This is a genomic window from Desulfuromusa ferrireducens, assembly GCF_055389805.1.
This window is the reverse complement of sequence record NZ_AP042415.1, coordinates 286360-303332: the sequence shown is the minus strand read 5'-3', so window position 1 is coordinate 303332 and position 16973 is coordinate 286360. Positions and strand designations below refer to the sequence as shown.

Genomic DNA, 16973 nt, shown 5'->3' with positions numbered 1-16973 from the left:
CGTTTCGGGTTGCTTTGGTTTTTCAGCCAATCTCGGATTTGCATCCAGCCACAATTCCTAAGGAGTTGTGATGACTCAAGAGACTTGCCTGCTACAACAGGGCCTGTAGCCATGGCTAAATTGGGGGGGGACTGCTCACCAAGTTCTGTCACTGCGCTAAACGCAGATCGAAATCGTTCTTCCGCACCGCGCTGCATTAGCCAAGAGGTGATATCCGCGCAGTGATGGCGATCCAGAGCTGTGGCGATGCCGGGCGCTGGCATCCGCACTTGCGTATCATCGTCGCCGATGGGCTGTTTTCACGTTATGTCGAAGATTGCAATACCGTTATTCGCTCCTTAGCGGAGCACTGTTTATATTACAGGGCTCCATCTTTGGCAGTATGGCAGGAGAAACAGCCACAGGCAGCATCTTCAGTATTCGTCTGGCAACTACCATAATCCCAACGCAGCATATCGGCGTATTCTGAACCGTGGGCGCGATGGCAGGACAGACAGGTCACCAACGGGGTAGTCGTGGTATCCGTGACATCCTCGTAGGCCACCGGAGCCAGCGTTGTATAGCTATACTCTGCGTATTCCGAACCAGCGGTCAACATGTCCAGAGCAACATCGGAGGGATGACGGATCCAGGCCCCGGTGCCATCCTGATCATACTTATGGAAATTGCCGTGGCAACCGGAACAGAAGGATCCGATGCTGCCATTCACAGGTCTATAAGACTTCTCATACCCCCATAGCGTCCCCTGGTAGACATTGTGGTCAGTCGCATCGGCAGAGTACTCCCAGTCAGCGTCTTCAATACCGATTACACCCTGTTCGAGTTCGGGGTGTTCATAGGCTTGATATCTGATTTTCCAATCGTAAAACATGGCAGAACCGAGAAAACGATACCAGCCATCCTCCTGATCGACGATTGCCGTGCCGTTTCCAGAACTGTGATGCAGCGGCAGGTGGCAGCCCCGGCAGCCACTGGTCGGCTGATCCGATGCTAAGGTTTGGTGACAGCCGGCGCAATCCGAGGCAAGGGCAATGCCGTTGGCACCTGGTGCCTGAAGGTGATTCGCGTCCTGGCCGGCAATGCCGAAGACGTTATGACCGTAGTTATCGCCATGACTCGACTGCGTCACCCAGTAGAAGTTCCCTCCGGCCAATGATTTGGTCGTGCCAGTGCTATTGTAGACGATCGGCACCTGAGAGTTGCCAATCGTGATAATTGTCTCGGAACCACTCGATGAATGGCAGCCGACACAATCCGACTTGAGCAAATTACCAAGGGGCTGGTCAGGATTTGACATCCCGAAAGTCATCGCCTGACCATCCTGGCTGTTGTGCATGGTGTGGCAATTAACGCAATCCCCGGTCACAGCGGCGGTCGCCGCAGAAACCAGGGAAAACACTGCTGCAACGGCCAAGAGCATTATGCTTAAAAAGGTTTTCCCCGCTTTCATTTTCACTCCCCTCTACCGATGAGTCTACGAGTTAAAGCCGATGGGTAGGGGGCCTCAACGCTATGCTCCGTTAATTAACGGAGCATAGCGCGGCAAATGCCCTCATCTCTCTAATCTTAGACATGTAACTATATGACATTACAAGAATAGCTGTGTTGAAAAAGAATTTAACGGTTAAGAAGTGCAGTTAATGTGCCTAATAGGGCTTTAATGCCGGCGTGTGGCCAGTTTGCGTTGCCAGACAAGCCAAGCTTTTCTCTGATGCCGGTTCCAGGCGCATTGCTGTCATCAGCGTCTGCTCCTGTTGCATATCTGACTTCACGGTATTGCTTGAGGAGTTGTCATCGGCATTGGGTGCTGCGAGAGAGGGCTGAAATAGAAGAGTCCTCCGGGTAGGCAACATTGCATGTGAAATGGGCCGTTTTTATCCATTACTTCAATGTCCGCCGCAGCAGAAAATATCCAGCCAGTGCGGACAGCAGTGAACCCATCAAGACCCCCAGTCTGGCCGCCGCACCAATCTCATCGGAGATCCCCTCCAGAGCCAGGGTTGAAACAAACAGGCTCATGGTAAAGCCGATGCCGCAGAGGGTCGCCATGCCGTGGAATTGGTGCCAGCCGATTCCCTGTGGCAGTTGCGCGATCTTCAGCTTAACGCCGAGCCAGGAAAAGCCGACAATGCCGAGTTGTTTGCCGACAAAAAGTCCGGCGGCAATCCCTAATGGCAATGGTGCCAGTAGCGCGGCAGGGGTCATACCAGCGAAGGAAATTCCCGCGTTGGCAAAGGCAAAAACCGGCAGAATCCCGAAAGCCACCCAGGGGTGCAGATTATGTTCAAGGTGGCGCAAGGGCGAATTGCCGTGCAGGTCTTTCGCCCGCAAGGGGATGGCAAAGGCCAGCACCACGCCCGCCAAGGTCGCATGCACGCCAGATTTGAGCACGCAGATCCAGAGAAAAATCCCGACCAGCATGTAAGCGGCGATTCTGGTCACGCCGAAACGGTTCATTGCTACCAGCGTAATTATGGCCAAGGCAGCCAGGATTAAAGAAGTTATCGATAGCTGGTTGGTATAGAACAGAGCGATAATGACGATTGCGCCCAAATCATCCAGAATGGCCAGCGTCAGCAAAAACAGCTTAAGGGCGTTGGGAACGCGGTTGCCGAGTAACGCCATGACGCCCAGGGCAAAGGCGATATCGGTTGCCGCCGGAATCGCCCAGCCTTTCAAGGCCAGCGGATCGGCCCAGTTAAACCAGAGATAGATCAGCGCTGGGATCAGCATCCCACCGACCGCAGCAATGCCGGGCAACGCGATCTGTGGCAGGCTGGACAGTTCTCCTTCTAGAATTTCACGTTTGACCTCCAGACCAACCAGCAGAAAGAAGATCGCCATCAGGCCGTCGTTGATCCACAGCAACAACGGTTTGGCCAGAGCCAATGCGCCGATATGCACGGCGACATGGGTGTCTAAAAAGGCGCCATAAAGACCCGCCAGTGGAGTGTTGGCGCTGATCAGAGCCAGTACCATCGCGCCGATTAACAACAGGCCACTGGCAGACTCAAGCTTTAAAAAATCACGAATGGTTTGAATAGTCATCGTCCTTCTTTTATTGAAATAGGTTGTTTTTGTTCTTTATCGTCTTGGGTCAATTAATAGCGTTGAAAATTGTCTTTTAGTGGCTGGTCATTGTTTCCAGTCGGGCGATCCGTTCTTCCACCGGCGGGTGGGTGGAGAACATTTTCCGTAGCGCGCTTCCGTTTAGTGGGTTGATGATAAACATGTGCGAGGTGGCCGGGGTCGCTTCTTGTAGCGGTTGCGTTTGCGCGGCCTGGTGCAGTTTGCGCAGGGCGTTGGCCAGTGCTTGTGGTTTGCCACAGAGTCTGGCTCCAGCGGCATCGGCCAGATATTCACGTGAACGGGAGACAGCCATCTGGATCAACATCGCCGCCAGCGGGGCAATGATCGCCATCGCCAAACCACCGAGCAGGCCGCCGCCATCTTCATCGTCGTTGTTGCCGCCACCAAAGATCGCCGCCCACTGCAACATATTGCCGAGCAGCGCAATCGCCCCGGCAAAAGTGGCGGCGATGGTCGAAATCAAAGTGTCACGATTCTGCACATGGGCCAGTTCGTGCGCCATGACTCCTTCCATCTCTTCGGTGGAGAGAATCTTCATTATCCCTGCGGTTGCGGCAACCGCGGCGTGCTGCGGATTGCGACCGGTAGCAAAAGCATTGGGCGCGTCAGAGGGGATGATGTAGACTTTTGGAATCGGCATTTTCGCCTGCTTGGCGAGGCGCGCGACCATGGCGTGAAAGTCGGGCGATTCCTCCGCTGTCACTTCCGTCGCCTTGTACATTTTCAGGATGATTCTGTCGGAGTACCAATAGGAGAAGAAGTTCATCCCCCCCGCCAGAACAAAAGCGATCAGCATCCCGGACTGGCCGCCGATGGCGTTGCCCATGGCCATGAGCAGCAGGGTTAAGCAGGTGAGCAAAAAGGTGGTTTTGAGTTGGTTCATGTCTTTTACCTCCGGGCAAAAAGTTGCGCCGCAGGTAAAAGAAAAGACCTCTACCCACAGCATGTTGTCATGCTCTGAATAAAGGTCTTGCAGATTTCGACTTAAGTGTCGCAACCCCGCGCCCGGGTGGATGAACCACCGTATTGACGTATCGCGGGCCGGCAGTGTCTCCCGCCGGTTGCTACTCCCCTTTAATTCTGATTACTGTATTTTAGCTGTCTCTTCCCTGTCAATAGGAATCGGCCATTTCGCTTCGGTTTTACCGGAGACAGGAAGACGGATCGTAAAGGTTGTGCCCATATCTATCGCGCTCTCCACCTGCAGTTGACCACCGTGATATTGGATAACGTCGTGGGCGATGCTCAACAGTTGTTCTCTTGATGACCCATTTGGTGGTGAAGTTCGCACATTTTATTGCTACGGTGGTCTATGCTAATCTGAAAGAATTGATGAGTTAGATCGCTATGTCGCTTTTATTCCGGCGCATGCTTGGAGTTGAAACTTGGCCCTTTATCAACTGATCGACCGCATCTTGCCGCGCCGCCTGCAGACCAAGTTGAGTCTGCTGGTGACGGTTCTCTTAATGGTGTTGATCAGCTTGATCGGCGCACTGTTTTCTGATTCGGCGGAAAAGTTGTTGCTGGAGCAGATCGGTCACAAGGCGCTGGAGGTTTCCCAGTCGGTGGCTCTGAACCGGCAGATCCGTGATGGTTTACTGGCTGCGGACAGCGTTACCGTTCAGCGGGTTGCCGAAACCATCCGTCAGGCCACCGGTGCTGAATATGTCGTTGTTGGTGATCGCAACGGCATCCGTTTTTCCCATCCTGATGCGGAAAAGATCGGCAAGCCGTTTGTCGGCGGCGATCAGGCTGCTGCGCTTGAAGAGGGCAAGGCCTATTATTCACAGGCCGTCGGTACTCTGGGGCCATCGCTGCGCGGTATCGTGCCGATTCGCGATGTGCAGCAAACAATCATCGGCTTTGTCGCCGTCGGTTATCTGACCCGTGATATTGATGTGATGATTCGTGACAAGCAGTTGGAAATCGTTAGTTATGCCGGGATTGTGTTGTTGTTCGGGGTTTTTGGCGCGACGATCATTGCCCGCGGTCTCAAAGCCGCCATCATGGGTCTTGAGGTGCATGAGATTGCCGCCCTGTTCCATGAGCGCAATGCCATCATCGGTGCGATCCGTGAAGGGATTATCGCCGTTGATGGTCGTGGCCACCTGACCTTTGTCAATCAGGCTGCTCGCCAGTACCTCGGCGAAAGATTTGATGTCGAACTACGCGGCCAGCCACTTAAGGATGTCTGTCCCTGTCCCGACTTGTCGCAGGCCCTTGCGGCCGGCGAGAAACTGTTCGATCAGGAGATGACCCTGCAAAATCGGCCGATGATCGTCAATATCCTGCCCCTCGGGCCGGGGCGTGGTGGCTTGGTTGCCAGTTTCCGTCCTAAGGACGAACTTGATCGCTTGGCTCGGGAGCTCTCCCACGTGCAGGAATATTCTGAATTGTTGCGCGCCCAGACCCATGAATATTCAAATAAGATGCACACCATCGCTGGCTTGATCCAGTTAGGGGCCCATCAGGAGGCGCTCGATCTGGTGATTAACGAAGCCAGTGGTTATCAGCAACTGATCCGGAACCTGGCCGAGGCCGTCCCCGATCCGGTGATTGCCGGGCTGATCCTCGGCAAATATAATCGCGCCTGTGAACTGAAGATCGAGCTGGAATTCGATCCGCAGAATTCCTTCGCCGATCTTCCGCCTGAACTTGAGCGGGAGCCGCTGGTGACGATTATTGGCAATCTGCTGGATAACGCTTTTGATGCGGTACGCGAAGCTGGTTGCCAGCCGCTGGTGCGACTCTACCTGACCGACCTGGGTCCTGACCTGATTGTCGAGGTTGAAGATGCCGGGACGGGGGTACGACCGGAGGTGGCGGAGACGCTTTTCTCCAGCGGGGTGACGACCAAATCGGGAGCAGGGCGCGGCACCGGCTTGGCTTTGGTGCAACGGGCGGTCGACAGTATCGGTGCCCAGATTACTTACAGCGACGGTGAACTGGGTGGCGCCCTGTTCACGGTGATCATCCCCAAGTAAGTGAAGGATTTAAGTATGAGTGATGTCAAGGTCAGGGTGCTGGTGGTCGATGATGATATGCGCATTGCCGAACTTCACCAGCGTTTTGTCGAAAAACTTCCGGAGTTCGAAGTGGTTGGTGTGGCCATCAGTATTGCTGATGCCAGCGAGATGGTCGAAATCCTGCAGCCCGATCTGGTGTTGCTCGATCTGTTCTTTCCCGAAGGCAACGGTATGGAGTTGCTCAAACAGATTCGCAACCGTGAGCAACTTTGTGACGTGATTCTGATTACCGCCGCCCGCGAGATGACGTCGTTGCAGGAAGCGCTGCGTGGTGGGGTGTTCGATTACATCATCAAACCGGTCTTTTTCCCCCGTTTTGCCGAAGCGCTGCAGAAGTTTTATCAGTATTTCTGTCAACTGCAGAGCGGCGGTGCATTGGAACAAAAAGATGTTGACCGATTGCTGCATGCCCAGCGGCCTGCTGCAGTGGACACTGGAGCTGTTCCCAAGGGGATTGATGCACTGACTCTGACCAAGGTGCGCAAGGTCTTCGACAATTCGCAGGTTAAGGATCTGAATGCTGAGGAGGTTGGTAAGCAGGTCGGCGTTAGTCGCTCGACGGCACGGCGCTATTTGGAGTTTCTCGCCAGCGAAGGCTTTTTGAAAGCCGACCTGATTTACGGCGTGGTTGGTCGCCCGGAACGGCGATATATTCGGATCGGTTAGAGCAGATAGGGGTTTCTATGACAACCGTGGGGGGGGGATGTCCTGAAATAAAACAAGCCCATCCCGTTCGGTACAGGCTTGGGTAAGAAACTGTTTGCGCACCGGCCCCCGAGAGGCTACCCCTTTTTGCCGTATTTCCGCTGGAACCACTCCTGATCACCATACAGATCTTGCATGCAGACAGGACAGAGCCCATGGCTGAGCAGGGTCTCGGTATGGCTTTCGATATATGCCTCCAACTGTTTCCATATCCCTTCCTCATCGCGAACATTTTTGCATTTGGAGCAGATCGTGAGGAACCCCCTTAAGATCTTGAGTTCAACATGTGTTTTTACCCGGGCCAATAACTCAACGGAATTAAAAGGCTTGGTGACATAATCTACTCCGCCGACTTCAAACCCTTTAACGATATCCTCGGAATCGGTTTTGGCTGTCAGAAAAATAACCGGGATATGCTTAAAAATTTGCTGTGCTTTCAAGTGCCGACAGACCTCATAACCATCCATTCCCGGCATCATCACATCCAGCAGGATAAGATCCGGCATTTTTGTTTTGACAAACTCCAAGGCTTCCTGACCACTTTGAGCAACACAAAGACTGTAGTCATTCTCTGTTAGAAACTTGCCGAGAAACTGAAGGTTCTGCGGATTGTCATCAACGATTAAGATGAGCTGTTCGGGCTGTTTATCACTCATGATTCTTCCTCACGGCATTGTTTAACTGCTCGGCCAGTTTGGGGAATTCCTGGATTTTTCTGCGCGTATTTTCGACATCGACCTGTTTGACGTAATCGATTAATTCTGTACCATAGGCCACAAGCCCGCGGGCAGCATGCTTCCGGCCCAAATCAACGAGTCCTTCGGCAAGCCGTTGCACCATGCTCAGCTCCATAGCTCCCTTAACCTCCTCATAGCACGGGAGGATTTCATCGCGAAACGTCGCGATCATTTCGTCCAGCTTTGCAATTTTTTCAACCTCGAGAGATTCATTGGCAATATCCTCTCTTCCCGGTTCTTCTGCAACCCGGTGCGCAAGATGTTTGGCCAATTCAGAAAAAAGTCTGCCAGCTCCAGCCGGCTTCAGCAGATAGCCATCAAAGCCCTTTTCCATCAGGCTGGTCTGATTCTCGACCGTTGAAGCCGTCAAGGCAATGACCGGAATCTGCCTGGTTTTCGGGTTTGCCTTCAATTGCCTGGTCGCTTCGATGCCATCCAGCACCGGCATCCGGATATCCATGACAATCAGCTCAGGTTGATATCTCTCGACCAGATTTAAGGCCTCCTGACCATTTTCAGCCGTCAGGACATTCAGATTAACCCTGCCCAGCAGTTCGCAGAGCAGGTCCCGGTTGGTTTCGATATCATCGACGACCAGAATCTTCGCCTTATCGAACACTATATTTTCAATGGGCGGAGCGACTTCGATGATTGCCGATTCCTCATGCGTTGCTATTTCGACCCCCCTCAGCACCACCTCGAAGATACACCCGCCACCAGGTCGACTGGCGACCGATATCCGGCCATCCATAATCTCGACCAACCGTTTACAGATCGCCAGCCCCAAGCCGGTCCCGCCGTATTTCTTATTGACCTGCCCGGACAGCTGTTTAAATGACTCGAAAACCTGCTCCTGTTCCTCTGCCGGGATGCCGACCCCGGTATCCTCCACCGCGATTAGCAGATCGACGCGGTTTCGATTTTCCGGTGCCGCCAGTTTTTTTGCCGTCAGCCTGACCTCACCCTCTTGGGTGAACTTAACGGCATTGCCCACTAGGTTAAGTAGAATCTGCCTGATCCTGGTTTCATCCAGCATCAGCAGCGACGGCAGCTTCGGATCGATCGTCAGCCCGAACTGGAGATTCCTGCTGCCGAGCTTGACCTTGAAAATCTGGCTCATCTCACCGAACAGCAACTTCAGGCTCACCGGCGTATGGACGATCTCCAGCATCCCGGCTTCGATCTTCGACAGGTCGAGAATGTCACTGACCAGGGTCAGTAAACTCTTTCCCGCCGTCTTGATCGCCTCAAGGTAACTCTGTTGAGTGGGATCGGAGACCATTGATGAGAGCAGCTCACTGTAGCCGGTGACCACGTTCAACGGTGTGCGGATTTCGTGACTCATATTGGCCAGAAATTCCGACTTGGCATGACTGGCGGCCTCGGCCAGTGCCTTGGCCTGCGCCATCGCCGCCTCGGCCTGTTTGCGCTCGGTAATGTCCAGCACCAGCCCCACGTAATACATCGGCTTCAAATCGGCTCCCGGTACAGATGCCACCGAGGCGTGCCCCCAAATGGTAGTGCCATCCTTGCGCAGGAAGCGTTTATCATAGTCGATGCTCTGATACCGACCACTCTGCAAGTTATTGTAACGTTCGGAGGTTCTTGTTCGGTCGTCAGGGTGGGTGATGTCGTTAACGGAGAGATCTAATAATTCTATCTGGGTATAGCCGAGAAAGTCACAAAAGGCCTGGTTCACCTTCAAAAAGCGGCCCTCGGGGGAAATGGTGACCAGGCCTGATGCGGCGGCTTCAAAAAGTGAGCGAAAACGCGCTTCGCTCTCACGCAAGGCTTCTTCGGCCAGCTTGCGCTCGGTAATATCGAAAACGATAGCGAAATCCGCCAGGAAGCTCCCCTGGACATCGAAAATCTTGGTTACGTTCAGATCTCCCCAGAAAACGGAGCCGTCCTTTCTTTGGTAACGCTTTTCCAACTGGAATGAATCAAGCTCTCCCTTAAGGGCCCGCTCGTGGGTGTTAATGCTCTGCGGTAAGTCATCGGGATGGGTGAAGTTATACGGTTTTTTGCCCAGCACCTCGTCTCGGCCGTACCCCAACATCTCCAGCATCTTGTCATTGATCTCGATAACGTATCCTTCGGCATCGGTGGTCACGATACCTGCAGCAACGTTTTTGAACATTGCCTGGAGGCGTGCCTCGCTTTGCTGCAAGGTCGCTTCGGCCCGGTGGCGCACTTCTATCTCGGTCCGCAGCGTTTGATTGGCGCTAGCGAGTTCGGCGGTGCGTTCCTCGACGCGCCGCTCCAATTCGGCGTGGGCCGCTCGTAAGTCCTTCTCCACCTCCTGGCGTTCGGAGATGTCCCTGACCGAACCGAAAAGGAATTCCCGGCCCTGCTGGGAAAAATAGTTGACCGTCAGCTCGATAGGAAACTCCCGGCCGTCACTGGAGCGGGCAGCGCTCTCCAGGATCGCCATCCCACGGCCCTTGCACTCCTCCCAGAAGCCGGGCCAGACTTCGGTTGTCAATTGGGGATCGACATCAGGCACTCGCAGGGAAAGAAGCTCTGATCGGGAAGAACCGACCATGCGGCAGAGGCTCTCGTTGCCGAAGAGAAAACGGCCGTCGGCAGCCACCATAAAAATCCCTTCGGCGGCGCTATCGATACAGAACTGGGTCTGATGAAGGGACGCTTCGGCCCGTTTGAGCAAGGCACGGTTACGCAGCAGATAGACAATAAACCCGGTTTCGACCAGCAGCAGTAGAATGACAACAAGAATGTGCCAGCGGTAAAGTTCATAAAAGGCTGGTTGCTTAAAACGGACAATGCTTCCGGCCGGCAGTCCATCTTCGTATGCCTCCACCCGATAACGCACCAGATCCTGAGACCCAGGGTTTGGCAGGATCGGCCCGGTCGCATTGGTGTCGATTTCTGAACGCAAACTTTCATCGGACAGCATTTCCCGGGGCACGCTGTCATTGTACGAATAGAGGACCAGGGCCCGCTTGACACCATCCGGCACGGCGACCGAGGCGGAAGGGGCTAGAGAAAAGGACATAAGCAGAAAGAGAGGAGCAACCTTTGCGAAAAATCGCATACTTGAGAGTCCTCCTGGTATCAATGCCACAACCCGTTTTGCTCCTGCGGGACGAAATGGTGGCCGCAAGGATCATTCTCTAATGATACCTTCAAAACATTATTCCGCTACTCCGGATAATTCCGGTCCATCGACTCCGGATGAGACGGTACTGAATATCACGGATTTCTTTATCCCGTCTTCTGGGTCCACCACTCTTGACTGAACACAGAGATAGACCTCTCCGCTAGTCATGCCCTTAATCATCAAGGCTCTCAACGCTGTGGAATACATGTGGCTCCTAACGACACCCAATCCGTTCTAATGGTTTGAGCAGTTACAGGCGAAAACTATGTTGATACCGGGGGGCACATCAATTCCGAAGACCCGGTAGGTCTGCCCGCGCCGCGGTGGCAGGAGAGAACTCTTCAGGGATACATCGCCCTAGTTTTCCCCCGTGAACACAATCACCAAAATCCCCACAAAAGAATAAATCCTCTTTAAATCCGTTATATATACGCCCTTCCTCGAAGAGATTAGAGTCTCCTTAAGACATCGGAGCGTCTTTGGACGTCAACCAGATAAAAAGGAGTCTCACTATGCTGTATATTCAATTTTTCTTTCTGTTGTTAATGCTTTATTTGGGTAGTCGCTATGGCGGTATCGGTCTCGGAGTGGTTTCCGGTATTGGTCTGGCCGTTGAAGTGTTCGTTTTCAAAATGCCGCCGACCAGCCCGCCGATCACCGTGATGCTGATCATCCTGGCGGTGGTCACCTGTGCCGCCATTCTCGAAGCGGCCGGTGGTCTCAAATACATGTTGCAGATCGCTGAGCGGATTCTGCGCTCGAAGCCGAAGTTGGTTACTATTTTGGGCCCGCTGGTGACCTACACTATGACCTTCATGCTCGGTACCGGCCACGCGGTTTACACCATCATGCCGATCATCGGTGATGTCGCGTTGAAAAACGGTATTCGCCCGGAGCGGGCCATGGCCGCCTCTTCGGTGGCCTCACAGATGGGCATCACCGCCAGCCCGATCTCCGCAGCGGTAGTCTATTACCTGTCGCAGATGAGTGGTCTCGGGGCTAATATCACCCTGGTGTCAATTCTTTCGGTCACCATCCCGGCCACCCTAATCGGCGTTATAGCTATGTCCCTCTACAGCATGCGCCGTGGTCTAGAATTGGAAGATGATCCAGAATATCAGGCGCGTCTGCAAGACCCAACCTGGAAGAAGCGCATCGAAGAAACCACCGCCACCACCCTCGACGAAAAACTGCCGACTTCGGCGCGTAACGCCGTGCTGCTGTTCCTGTTGGCGTTGGCGACCATTGTGGTGATTGCTATGGTGCCGGAAATTCGTACCCTCTCCGATGGTGCCAAGCCGATCAAGATGTCGATTATTATTCAGATGATGATGCTTGCCTTCGGTGGCATTATCCTGCTGGCGACCAAAACCAAAACCTCCAAGGTGCCCGAAGGCGTAGTCTTTAAGTCGGGGATGGTCGCAGCGATTGCCATCTTCGGTATTGCCTGGATGAGTGACACCTATTTCAAATTCGCCATGCCGAGCTTTAAAGGCGGTATCACCGAGATGGTTACTGCTTACCCCTGGACCTTCGCCCTGGCGATGTTCATTGTTTCGGTGGTGGTCAACAGTCAGGCGGCAACCTGTCGGATGATGCTACCGGTTGGTCTTGCTTTAGGGCTGCCACCGGCACTGCTGATCGGTATCATGCCGGCTTGCTACGGTTACTTTTTCATCCCCAACTATCCGTCTGATATAGCCACGGTAAACTTCGATACCTCGGGGACGACCAAGATCGGCAAGTGGTACTTCAACCACAGCTTCATGGTGCCCGGCCTGGTCGGGGTGATCACCGCCTGTCTGGTCGGTTACGCGCTGGGGATGCTGCTGCTTAGCTAAATCGACTTAACGTAAGTGTGAGTAAAAGATAAAGACAAGGCCATCCGCTATCGGGTGGCCTTGTTTGTTTTGCGCCGATGACAGCTGACTGTTGCCTTAATGCGCTAAATTTTATAGGCTATCCCCATCTTTCTGCTATGAATTACAGTGTCGGGATTCTTACTGCCGCTGTGGATTTCCGCAAGGACCTTGGTTGCCTATGTACAATGACTATTTCGGATTCAAGGAAGCTCCTTTTTCCATTGCACCCGACCCGCAATTTTTGTACATGAGCGACCGCCATCGCGAAGCCCTGGCTCACCTGATTTATGGTCTTAAAACTGATGGTGGGTTTGTGCTGCTGACCGGCGAGGTCGGCACCGGCAAAACCACCGTCTGTCATTGCCTGCTCGAGCAAGTGCCGGAAAATTCCGAAATCGCTTTCGTTCTCAATCCGAAGTTGAGTGTCATCGAATTGCTGGCGACCATCTGTGATGAACTCGGCATCAGTTACCCGCAGGATAATCGCAGCAACAAGGTTTTTATCGATGCGCTCAACGCCTTTTTGCTTGATGCACACAGTCAGGGGCGCAAAACGGTGCTGATTATCGACGAAGCACAGAACCTGCAAGTCGACGTGCTGGAGCAGATCCGTCTGCTGACCAACCTGGAGACGCACAAACAGAAGCTGCTGCAGGTGATCATGCTCGGTCAGCCGGAATTGAAGCAGATGCTCGAACGGTCGGAACTGCGCCAACTTGCGCAGCGGATTACCGCCCGCTACCACCTTGAGCCGCTGTCGAAAAACGAAATTCAGGCCTATGTCTGTCATCGTTTGTCGGTGGCTGGTGTCGAGCGGGACCTGTTCCCTGAGGTGACCACCAATAAGCTTTACCAGTTAAGCGGTGGCGTGCCACGGCTTATCAACCTGCTCTGTGATCGTGCCCTGCTCGGGGCTTATGCCAAGGAGCAGCATAGTATCAGTCCGGTGCTGTTGATCGCCGCAGCCGAGGAGGTGTTTGGCCGCAAGGTAAAACCGCAGTCAGAACCAGCGCCCTTCTGGCAGTGGCTTCTTCTAGTGCTGCTGATTCTGGGCGGAAGTTTCTTTTTGCTGCAGACCTACCTGAACAATCAGCCGCGCGCTCAGATTGTGCCGCCAATCAAGTTGCCGATTACCCGTGCTATTTCAACCCCGCCCCTGCTGTGGACTGCATCAGAACCGATCGAGCGCAGCAGTGTCCTAGCGTATAATGCGCTGTTTGCCAGCTGGCAACACCAATTCGACGAAGCCGCTGGTACGGCAACCAGTCAGGCGGAATTGCTTGGCTTAAGTCTGCTTTTCAAGCGCAGCAGCCTCGGCCGACTGCGCCAGCTTAATCGTCCGGCAGTGTTGAAGCTTTCCGATCTGCAAGGGCAGGAGTTTTATGCGACCCTGACTGGCCTCGACAATGACAGTGCCACGCTGGTGCTGGCAGACGAGCTGCGCGTCGTTTCGATCGCCACGTTAAACAAGCAGTGGTTCGGCGAGTTTGCTCTGCTCTGGCAGGCGCCGGAAAACTACGCTGGTGCAGTAAAGCCCGGCGCTCAGGGGCCGATCGTGCAATGGCTGGAAGAGCAGATGGCTGATTTGCACGAGCGCAGTGTCCAAAATAGCGAAAATCCGACCCTCGAAGGGCAACTTCTTCAGGAGGTGCAGCAGTTCCAGGCCGCTAGCGGCCTGGAAGCAGATGGCATTGTCGGTATCTATACCCTGATTTTGCTCAACAGCCGGACCGGACAGTCGTTTCCGACTTTGTTAGCTGGGCGAAAGGGCTGATCGCTGATGTCCTTTATTCTTGATGCGCTGAAAAAGTCGGACAAAAAACGCCAGGAGAACAATGCGCCGAGCCTCGACACGGTCCACGAACCCACCTCGGTAACGCGGCCGCGGCGGCCGTTTTGGATCTATCTGCTGGTTCTTATCCTGCTGCTGAATGTTGGCCTGTTGCTCTGGTTTTTTGCGCCTGGGCCGCGAGGGATCGTTGTTGGGCTGGAACAGGTTGCGCAAAAACAAACTGTAGTTGCCACACCTGTTCCGGTTTCGACTCCCGTTGTCCGTTCACTGGCGGTGTCCCAATCGCAAACGCAACGCTTGAGCAAAACCCCGACAATTAGAAACTCATCTCCAGGAGTGGCCGCACCGGTTGAACCGCAACCAAGCGCCAGCGAGCGGATTTACGCGATTGCCGAACTGCCGATCGCTTTGCAGAGACGTCTTCCCGAGATGCACATGTCGTTACATGCCTACAGCAAGGGGAGCGGGACGGCCAGCTTGGTGCGGATTAACGAGCAGATTATGCGCGAAGGGGCGCGGCTGGCCGATAAGTACCTTCTTGAAGAGATCACTGCCGATGGGGCGACCTTTCGTTATGATGGCTATCGCTTTCTCCTGCCGCGTAAGCGCACCGGAGAAGATTGAGTCCCTAAGGTTGTTTGTCTCTCCCCCTCATTTGCCCAGTTAAGCCCTTTGCTGGCCGCCAGCCCTTCTCTGCTTTTGCCTTGAACCTGCCAGGCTAACGTGCTACCACAGCTGGACTTTTTTCTCACGAGGTAACTATGATCCATCTGACCGATATCAGCAAACAGCACGGCAACCGGGTGTTGTTCAAAAAAGCCAGCTTTCAAATTCTTCCCGGCAGTCGGACCGGACTGGTCGGACCCAACGGTGCCGGCAAGTCGACCATCTTCCGCTTGATTACCGGCGAAGAAGTCGCCGATAGCGGCGATATCAGCTGTGGCAAGAAGACGGTGATCGGTTATTTTTCGCAGGATGTCGGCGACATGTCCGGTCGCAGTGCGTTAGCAGAGGTGGTCGCTGCTTCGGAAGCGACGGTTAAACTCGGTGAGCAGATTCAGCAGATGGAAGCGGCGATGTGCGAGCCGCAGTCGGACGATGAGATGGTGACGCTGTTGGAGCGCTACGGTGATGTCCAGCAGGAGTTCGAACATCGCGGTGGTTACGATCTTGAGAGCCGTGCTCAGGCGGTATTGACCGGTCTGGGGATCGGTCCCGATGATTATCAGCGGCCGGTTGAATCGTTCAGTGGTGGTTGGAAGATGCGTATTGCTCTGGCGCGGATTCTGACCCTTAATCCCGATGTTTTGCTGCTCGATGAGCCGACCAACCACCTGGACGTGGAATCAATCGTCTGGCTGGAAAACTGGCTGGCCGAGGACTATCAGGGCGCGCTGGTGATGACCAGCCATGACCGCGACTTTATGAATCGGCTGGTGAGTCGGATCGTTGAGGTCGCCAACCAGAGCATCACCAGTTATGGCGGCAATTACGATTTCTATCTGCGTGAGCGGGAAATACGCCGCGAGCAATTGCTGGCCAGCCATAGACGCCAACAAGAAATGTTGTCCAAGGAAGAGGAGTTTATTGCCCGTTTTGCCGCGCGTGCTTCGCATGCGGCGCAGGTTCAATCGCGGGTGAAAAAACTGGAGAAGATTGAACGGATCGAGCTGCCTCCAGAGCAGAGAGTGGCCCGCTTCGAGTTTTCCGAGCCGCCGCGCAGCGGTGATGACGCGATCGCTATCAACGCGCTGGCGAAAAGCTGGCCATTGGACAACGGCGCTGAAAAAGCGGTTTTTTCCGGCGTCAGTGGCATGGTGCGGCGCGGTGACAAGATTGCCGTGGTCGGTGTTAACGGCGCCGGTAAATCGACCTTTCTGAAAACCCTGGCTGGTCAGACCGAGCCGAGTGCCGGGACGGTGACCATTGGTGCCAATGTCCATGCGGGGTATTTCAGTCAGCACTCGATGGAAGTCCTCAATCCGAAAAGGACGGTTTTTGAAACCGTGCAGGATGCTCTGCCGTTGCAGACCATCGGTGTGTTGCATAATCTTTGCGCCGCCTTTCTCTTCCAGGGTGAGGATGTCGACAAGCGGGTCGATAAACTTTCCGGGGGCGAAAAATCACGGCTGGTGCTGGCGACTATCCTCGGCCGACCGCTGAACCTGTTGATTCTTGACGAACCGACCAACCATCTGGATATCCAGTCGCGCGAAGTTTTGCTCGGGGCGCTGCAGAATTTTACCGGGACTCTGCTGCTGGTCAGCCATGACCGGCATTTCCTCCGCAGTCTGGTCGGGCGGGTGTTTGAGGTCGATCAGGGGCAGATGGTCGCTTACGAAGGCGATTACGAATACTACTTGCACAAAAGTGGCCGTGAGCATCTTGGGCTGTAGGTTTTTACTATAACTATTTAAAGTGTGAGCATAATAACGTGGTGAAAACATTCCCGGATTAAAGGGGGTTATTTTTCAAGGGAACCGCATTTAAATACTGTAAAATAAGACATGTGATTGATTTCAGTAGCTTTAAGGTTGACTGTCTGCCTGATTAGCTTATACTCAGACTTTCTGTTTTGGATAGATTTGTCAAGGACGAGGGGGGGCAGGTCCTTGTTGTTGTCATGTTGACACATGGCTG

The 16973-nt window shown here is 54.0% G+C and carries 12 protein-coding genes; 6 read left to right on the top strand and 6 right to left on the bottom strand.

Annotation, left to right across the window (positions count from 1 at the left end; translation table 11 throughout):
* Window positions 1-358: 358 nt before the first annotated feature.
* The 4 genes from ACZ5PT_RS01350 to ACZ5PT_RS01335 all read right to left on the bottom strand — a co-directional run bounded on the left by ACZ5PT_RS01350 (window position 359) and on the right by ACZ5PT_RS01335 (window position 4339).
* A complete protein-coding gene (locus tag ACZ5PT_RS01350) occupies window positions 359-1450 on the bottom strand; it encodes a cytochrome c3 family protein (RefSeq protein ID WP_464265013.1) in 1092 nt (363 codons plus the stop codon).
* Between the two features lie 431 nt (window positions 1451-1881).
* Window positions 1882-3048 (bottom strand): Na+/H+ antiporter NhaA, encoded by a 1167-nt coding sequence (gene nhaA, locus ACZ5PT_RS01345; protein ID WP_464265012.1) that lies wholly within the window; start codon window positions 3046-3048, stop codon window positions 1882-1884.
* 76 nt (window positions 3049-3124) lie between these two features.
* Complete coding sequence (gene htpX / locus ACZ5PT_RS01340) at window positions 3125-3973, bottom strand: zinc metalloprotease HtpX (protein WP_464265011.1); 849 nt, start codon at window positions 3971-3973, stop codon at window positions 3125-3127.
* 201 nt (window positions 3974-4174) lie between these two features.
* A complete protein-coding gene (locus tag ACZ5PT_RS01335; protein ID WP_464265010.1) occupies window positions 4175-4339 on the bottom strand; it encodes a hypothetical protein in 165 nt (54 codons plus the stop codon).
* Between the two features lie 136 nt (window positions 4340-4475).
* Between ACZ5PT_RS01335 and ACZ5PT_RS01330 the strand changes: the two genes are divergently transcribed.
* Together ACZ5PT_RS01330 and ACZ5PT_RS01325 are read left to right on the top strand one after the other, a co-directional pair.
* Window positions 4476-6074 (top strand): ATP-binding protein, encoded by a 1599-nt coding sequence (locus ACZ5PT_RS01330; protein ID WP_464265009.1) that lies wholly within the window; start codon window positions 4476-4478, stop codon window positions 6072-6074.
* 15 nt (window positions 6075-6089) lie between these two features.
* On the top strand, window positions 6090-6782 hold the full coding sequence (locus tag ACZ5PT_RS01325; protein ID WP_464265008.1) for a response regulator: 693 nt from the start codon (window positions 6090-6092) through the stop codon (window positions 6780-6782).
* A 116-nt stretch (window positions 6783-6898) separates the two neighbouring features.
* On the opposite strand, the gene ACZ5PT_RS01320 is transcribed toward ACZ5PT_RS01325, so the two are convergent.
* A complete protein-coding gene (locus tag ACZ5PT_RS01320; RefSeq protein WP_464265007.1) occupies window positions 6899-7477 on the bottom strand; it encodes a response regulator in 579 nt (192 codons plus the stop codon).
* Complete coding sequence (locus tag ACZ5PT_RS01315) at window positions 7470-10613, bottom strand: PAS domain S-box protein (RefSeq protein WP_464265006.1); 3144 nt, start codon at window positions 10611-10613, stop codon at window positions 7470-7472. Before ACZ5PT_RS01315 ends, ACZ5PT_RS01320 begins: the two co-directional genes overlap by 8 nt.
* A gap of 578 nt (window positions 10614-11191) precedes the next feature.
* Between ACZ5PT_RS01315 and ACZ5PT_RS01310 the strand changes: the two genes are divergently transcribed.
* From ACZ5PT_RS01310 to ACZ5PT_RS01295, 4 genes are all read left to right on the top strand, one after another.
* The gene (locus tag ACZ5PT_RS01310; protein WP_464265005.1) at window positions 11192-12520 is read left to right on the top strand and encodes an anaerobic C4-dicarboxylate transporter; all 1329 of its coding nucleotides are present in this window, start codon (window positions 11192-11194) and stop codon (window positions 12518-12520) included.
* 199 nt (window positions 12521-12719) lie between these two features.
* Window positions 12720-14315 carry an ExeA family protein gene (locus tag ACZ5PT_RS01305; RefSeq protein ID WP_464265004.1) on the top strand — a complete coding sequence of 532 codons (1596 nt, stop codon included), beginning with the start codon at window positions 12720-12722 and terminating at the stop codon, window positions 14313-14315.
* Between the two features lie 6 nt (window positions 14316-14321).
* Entirely contained in the window at window positions 14322-14957 is a 636-nt protein-coding gene (locus ACZ5PT_RS01300; RefSeq protein WP_464265003.1) for a general secretion pathway protein GspB, read from the top strand.
* A gap of 137 nt (window positions 14958-15094) precedes the next feature.
* Window positions 15095-16729 carry an ABC-F family ATP-binding cassette domain-containing protein gene (locus ACZ5PT_RS01295; RefSeq protein WP_464265002.1) on the top strand — a complete coding sequence of 545 codons (1635 nt, stop codon included), beginning with the start codon at window positions 15095-15097 and terminating at the stop codon, window positions 16727-16729.
* Window positions 16730-16973 lie beyond the last annotated feature (244 nt).

Excerpts from the sequence above, each read along its gene's own strand:
- ACZ5PT_RS01350 (WP_464265013.1), bottom strand. The coding sequence starts at position 1,450 with ATGAAAGCGGGGAAAACCTTTTTAAGCATAATGCTCTTGGCCGTTGCA.
- nhaA (WP_464265012.1), bottom strand. The coding sequence starts at position 3,048 with ATGACTATTCAAACCATTCGTGATTTTTTAAAGCTTGAGTCTGCCAGT.
- htpX (WP_464265011.1), bottom strand. The coding sequence starts at position 3,973 with ATGAACCAACTCAAAACCACCTTTTTGCTCACCTGCTTAACCCTGCTG.
- ACZ5PT_RS01325 (WP_464265008.1), top strand. The coding sequence starts at position 6,090 with ATGAGTGATGTCAAGGTCAGGGTGCTGGTGGTCGATGATGATATGCGC.
- ACZ5PT_RS01320 (WP_464265007.1), bottom strand. The coding sequence starts at position 7,477 with ATGAGTGATAAACAGCCCGAACAGCTCATCTTAATCGTTGATGACAAT.
- ACZ5PT_RS01315 (WP_464265006.1), bottom strand. The coding sequence starts at position 10,613 with ATGCGATTTTTCGCAAAGGTTGCTCCTCTCTTTCTGCTTATGTCCTTT.
- ACZ5PT_RS01310 (WP_464265005.1), top strand. The coding sequence starts at position 11,192 with ATGCTGTATATTCAATTTTTCTTTCTGTTGTTAATGCTTTATTTGGGT.
- ACZ5PT_RS01305 (WP_464265004.1), top strand. The coding sequence starts at position 12,720 with ATGTACAATGACTATTTCGGATTCAAGGAAGCTCCTTTTTCCATTGCA.
- ACZ5PT_RS01300 (WP_464265003.1), top strand. The coding sequence starts at position 14,322 with ATGTCCTTTATTCTTGATGCGCTGAAAAAGTCGGACAAAAAACGCCAG.
- ACZ5PT_RS01295 (WP_464265002.1), top strand. The coding sequence starts at position 15,095 with ATGATCCATCTGACCGATATCAGCAAACAGCACGGCAACCGGGTGTTG.